Origin of the sequence: Corynebacterium sp. 122RC1, assembly GCF_024580955.1 — a bacterium.
GTDB lineage: Bacteria > Actinomycetota > Actinomycetes > Mycobacteriales > Mycobacteriaceae > Corynebacterium > Corynebacterium kozikiae.
In genome coordinates this window covers 1-3,192 of record NZ_JANIKD010000044.1, presented here as the reverse complement: position 1 = coordinate 3,192, position 3,192 = coordinate 1, and the positions used below count along the sequence as shown (strand labels likewise).

Genomic DNA, 3,192 nt, shown 5'->3' with positions numbered 1-3,192 from the left:
GAAGCCAGCGACTAGTTCCACTGTCCTTTCGGATGGCGGGAACGGACATAAACATAGCCCGCCCAATCGGGTGGACAGGCTATGTATCTTCGGTGCCCTGGGGTGGAACTGCTAACAACGTAATGGGAAAGGTTGTTGATGTGCGTCGAGTAATCATTTGTTGGCTACGCGGGGCGCCGGTGAGTACGTAAGCCGGAGGTACAGGCACCCAGAAATCAGACTCAATCCATCGCGGCCACGCCCGCCCAAAGGATGCATAGGTGAGCGGAACACTCAAGGGGTGAACACTGCTTGCATCGTTGGCAGTGCAGTGAGCACCGCAAAGTCTCACACCGAGGGGTTATCAACCGATATCTCTCGCCGTCTAGCAACTGAGAGGACGAGTGCGCTGAACAGTGCATTGCCTGGACGCCTCTCAGGAAGGCGGCTCGCCACGAGTACCGATCTGACCCTGTCGCCCAGCCGGCCTTGGGCAACCTGCTCCCGGATCTCCTCCGCGATCTTCCAAATCGTGCGGTGGAGTTCATCACGCCGGGCAACAGTAGTGTGCGCGGCTGCAGAAGTCGGGTTGGCGGTCACAAAAAACATTATAAATCCTGCTAAGGTAGAAAATGACAGCAACCACAACACGGACCCACATAATTTACCAAAGTTTAGTTCACAGCAATTTGCTTCTTTCAAACCTATTTTGAAGTGGCATCTGTAATTAAGCTAAAATCAGTGTGTCACTGCGCTCTACTGAGTGCAGAGACATTTTTCGCATACAGAAAACAACTGAGGCAATTTTGAGTAAAAGACTGACTAAAAAATTCCTTGCCACAACTGCAGCTTTTGGGCTTGCAACAAGCGTATTTTTTGCTGATGTAGCGCAAGCCGTAGCTGAGGCTTCAATTACTCCTGAGTACACTCCAACCGCTTCTGCTTTTGAACGGGTACAGAGTGATGCCGGCTGGCGTTCTCAGTACCACTACGCACCTAATTTTCAACCGGTTGAAAACCAGTGTGCAAACGTTGGGCACGGTCACTGGGCACGTGTTAACTGCTGGACTGATGACGGCGATAACCTGATTGTGCGTGTAGAGTTCTTGCACCAACGAGTGGATCCATCTATGGTTCGGGTAAAGGATGACACCGCTCACACCGCAACAGGTGGCCAGAAAATCGGTAAAACCAAACAGTATGAGATCCCTGCGTCTAATCGCACCGCAGAAGGTAATCCATACATTGTTTTCAACTACGAATATTTTGAGGGTCAGAGCTTCTGGATTGAGGCCTTTGGCAAAACCACTCAAAGTCAATTTGCTTGGCCTGACTTTACTGTCTCGGTTACTCAAAATGTAAACCGTGCGACAGATGCTGATCCAGTCGTAGCGCGTCAGGCAACTGTATATGATTCAAACTTTTATAAACTCTCACAGCCACTCAGTTTTGAAAAGATTATTGAGGTAGACGGAAAACCAAAAGCTGTCTACTCAATGATCAATGCCAACCCGGCAGAAGCAGACTTGGTTGACAAGATTGAAATTTGGGCTGTAGATCCAAACAGCTATACCTGGCGCCCAGAAACGCAAGATGGTAGCTGGGCAGCATACGTGCAGAACTCTGTGCGTCCCTTCGGTTGTGATGCTTCTAACACTGATGTGCCGCGTTTAGGCTACAACGGCATGGGAGCAAACTACCTCACCTACACAAAAGACTCCACAGAGTACCCGTTGATTCGTGAGGGGGCAAAAACCTCAATCATCGTAGATCTAGAATTTGGTGAGCGATTCCAATACGAAACCTGGATGAACGGTTGCGCTAACCCGTTTGGCCGACCAGGTCAAATGCGCCCTTACCAGGGTCAGCTTGTTACTCCGGAATACAGTCGGATGAGCGTCACCAAAAACTTGGCTGGAAATTACATTGAAGCTGTGTCTGATACTCAGGAGTTTGGTGGAACTGTCTCCTACCCTGAAGGTATCTACACTCAGACTTTTGCCAACACTTCAAACTGGTCAGGAGATGACTGGACAGGCACAAAAGCATACAAGTATGACGCCTCAGATATTAACTGGGCTACTACTGCTGGCAACACATGGCTTTCACCACTGCTGCCTGCAAATGCTACTGTGACTGTTGCAGAGGATGCCCCGGCAACAACTGCCGCAGGTGACTGGACCGTTGAGGTTCCGGGTACTTCTGAACCGCTTCCGGCAGAAAAACTGGTTGATATTTATAATCAAGTCGGCATTGCAAAAACTGCCACGAATACAGCCAATTCAGTAGATCTGAAATGTCTTAAGCCTGAGCACCAGGCGATAGATACTGAAGCAACGGCAGAGTGGAAAATTGGTACAGGCACCAATCCGGTAAACAACGCCACGGTTGTAAACAGATTGGAAATCCCAACCTGCCCGGATCCTGAGCCAACACCGGATCCTGAGCCAACACCGGACCCTGAGCCAACACCGGATCCAGAACCAACGCCGGACCCGGAACCAACGCCGGATCCAGAACCAACTCCGGATCCAGAGCCAACTCCGGATCCAGAACCAACTCCGGACCCGGAACCAACTCCGGACCCGGTGCCAACACCGCAACCGGTGCCAACTCCGGACCCGGTGCCAACACCGCAACCGGTGCCGTTGACTCCTGAAAAGCCTGAAGCTAAGCCTCTAACACCGGAGAAAACCCAGCTCGCAAATACCGGCGCTGACACTTCTCTTGAGGCTGCAGGTCTTGCCCTACTACTAACTGCTGCTGGTGCAGCTACTGTGACTGCAGCAAGAAGACGGAAGTAGTGAACCCTTAAAAGTTGTGGGTGGTGTGAATTTCACACCACCCACAACTTTATTAATCGTGTCTTGGTTGCCTATTTAACATCTGCAGCCCTGTATTTATAAGATGCCAACTGATCAAAAACAGTGCCAGAGTTACAGCACTGACCAGAATAAACGGCAGCGTTAAATTGCCTGAATAAGTCAGCACTCGAAGCAACTGCCCCACAGGCACAACAATTGCCCAAAGCAGCAAACCACGCATAAGACCTTGCGGTTCTTTCCACATCTGCAAAGTCCACCAACTGAAGCGGCCTGGGTTGGTCGGAGACTAGGTTTTACCCTAGGAGGACGATCAGCATGGCACGACCCAGTCAGTACGACGCAGCCACGCAGGAGCGCGCGGTGCGCATGTACTTCGAGCGCCTCGAGG

Annotated in this window: 2 protein-coding genes; one reads left to right on the top strand and one right to left on the bottom strand. The window is 51.0% G+C overall.

The annotated features are described in order from the left end of the window. Positions 1 to 785: 785 nt before the first annotated feature. Positions 786 to 2,783 (top strand): hypothetical protein, encoded by a 1,998-nt coding sequence (locus NQ050_RS10950; RefSeq protein WP_257039376.1) that lies wholly within the window; start codon positions 786 to 788, stop codon positions 2,781 to 2,783. A 52-nt stretch (positions 2,784 to 2,835) separates the two neighbouring features. On the opposite strand, the gene NQ050_RS11295 is transcribed toward NQ050_RS10950, so the two are convergent. Beyond that, on the bottom strand, positions 2,836 to 3,048 hold the full coding sequence (locus tag NQ050_RS11295) for a DUF3054 domain-containing protein (RefSeq protein WP_257054659.1): 213 nt from the start codon (positions 3,046 to 3,048) through the stop codon (positions 2,836 to 2,838). Between the last annotated feature and the right edge of the window lie 144 nt (positions 3,049 to 3,192).

What these genes read in the sequence shown, in the direction of transcription:
- NQ050_RS11295 (WP_257054659.1), bottom strand. Translation starts at nt 3,048, where the DNA reads ATGTGGAAAGAACCGCAAGGTCTTATGCGTGGTTTGCTGCTTTGGGCA.